This window comes from Mesorhizobium sp. M7A.F.Ca.CA.003.01.2.1 (assembly GCF_003998945.1).
Taxonomy (GTDB): domain Bacteria; phylum Pseudomonadota; class Alphaproteobacteria; order Rhizobiales; family Rhizobiaceae; genus Mesorhizobium; species Mesorhizobium ciceri.
This window is the reverse complement of the sequence record NZ_RZRA01001053.1, coordinates 1-1,812: the sequence shown is the minus strand read 5'-3', so window position 1 is coordinate 1,812 and position 1,812 is coordinate 1. Positions and strand designations below refer to the sequence as shown.

Annotated in this window: 1 protein-coding gene and 1 pseudogene; both read left to right on the top strand. The window is 63.1% G+C overall.

Features of this window, described 5'->3' with window-relative positions; genetic code table 11:
- A pseudogene (locus tag EN969_RS29520) lies at positions 1–518 on the top strand (cell division protein FtsZ); the annotation flags it as partial.
- A gap of 281 nt (positions 519–799) precedes the next feature.
- Entirely contained in the window at positions 800–1,750 is a 951-nt protein-coding gene (gene lpxC, locus EN969_RS29515; RefSeq protein ID WP_013530964.1) for a UDP-3-O-acyl-N-acetylglucosamine deacetylase, read from the top strand.
- The last annotated feature ends 62 nt before the right edge of the window (positions 1,751–1,812 follow it).

The following is a 1,812-nucleotide window of genomic DNA, read 5'->3' as shown; positions in this document are numbered from 1 at the left end:
CGGCTCCTGTCGCTCACGCAGAAGATTTCCGCCCACAGAGCAAGATCTTCCAGGCGCCGCCAGCACAGCCGATGCCGCAGCCGGTGGTCCAGCAGATGCAGCCGGCCCCGCAGCCGCGCGAGATGCTGCGCGAAGCCCCGCAGCCTGTTGCCATGGCACCTCAGCGTATGCCGCGCGTCGAGGACTTCCCGCCGGTCGTCAAGGCCGAGGTGGATGCCAAGAGCCGCCCGGTGGACCACGAGAACAACAGCGGACCGATGGGCCTGCTGAAGCGCCTGACCAACGGACTGACCCGCCGCGAGGAAGAACCCGCAAGGCTGCAGCCGGCGCAGCCGCGTGAGCCCAAGCTGCGCCAGGCGGCGCCCGAAGTGCGCCGCCTCGCCAGCCAGGATGCGCAGCTCTATGCGCCGCGCCGTGGCCAACTCGACGATCAGGGCCGCCTGACGCCGCAGGTGAGGACGACTCAGGAAGACGATCAGCTGGAGATTCCGGCGTTCCTGCGCCGCCAGGCCAACTGATTGGTAAACGGACTGTAACATTTGTTAACAGGCAAGCGAGGAATCGCTTGCCTGTTAACGTTTTAAATGATGTGATTTCAATAACTTACAAAGTCGCACCCATTCCAGTTCGCGGTTACACAGAGTAAGAAACCGTGATTTGGAGTCTCCCTGACGGGACATTATCTTCGCTGCCTACCATCATCGGTTTGCCGGGATTTCGGGGGAAGTCGCCCTGCCAACCGATTCACACAAGAGCCGCGCCCTCGGGCTGGAGAAGCGGACCTAGGCATTACGGGCTTATGGGGATTGTCTTGCACGACTATCAGACGACATTGAAGACGCGCGCGTCGCTTACCGGCACCGGCGTCCACAGCGGCAAGGAAGTGTCCATCAGCTTCATGCCGGCGGATGCCGACACCGGCATCGTTTTCCAGCTTTTCAACGGTGCCGAGCAGGGCCGCGAGTTTCGTGCCCTGGTTTCGGAAGTCGGCGCCACCGACCTGTGCACCATGCTTGGTGATCCCGCCGGCGAGCATATCGCCACGGTCGAGCACATCATGGCGGCGCTGTTTGGGCTCGGCATCGACAATGTCGCTGTCGAGATCGACGGTTCCGAGGTTCCGATCTTCGATGGCAGCGCCATGGCGTTCGTCGAAGCCATCGACCAGGCGGGCATCGAGACGCTTTCGGTCAAGCGCCGCTATATCAGGGTCATCAAGCCGGTCCGCATCGAGAACGGCGCCTCGTGGGCGGAGTTTCGGCCCTATGACGGAACCCGTTTCGAGATCGAGATCGACTTCGAAAGCCCGGCGATCGGCCGTCAGCTGTTTGCCTCCGACCTCAATGCCGATATTTTCCGTCGCGACATCGCGCGCGCCCGCACCTTCGGCTTCATGAAGGATGTCGAGCGGCTGTGGGCTGCAGGCTATGCGCTCGGCTCCTCGCTGGAGAATTCGCTGGTGATCGGCGACGACAACCGCGTCATCAACATGGGCGGCCTGCGCTATCCCAACGAATTCGTGCGCCATAAAACGCTGGACGCCATGGGCGACCTGGCGCTGGCCGGCGCCCGTTTCATCGGCTGCTTCCGCTCCTATCGCGGCGGCCACAGGATGAATGCCGCGGCCCTGCGCCGCCTGCTGTCGGATCGCACGGCGTTCGAGATCGTCGAGACGACGCGCCGGGAGCGTGGCCGCAGCGCCGAGATGAACGCCGTCAACGCGCCGCTCTACGCGCCCTGGATGATCTGATTTTCCCAGGTTTTTCGGGTTCCATGGGGAATTGCGCGTGTTGCAGGAATGCACCACCCGCC

What these genes read in the sequence shown, in the direction of transcription:
- lpxC (WP_013530964.1), top strand. Translation starts at nt 800, where the DNA reads ATGGGGATTGTCTTGCACGACTATCAGACGACATTGAAGACGCGCGCG.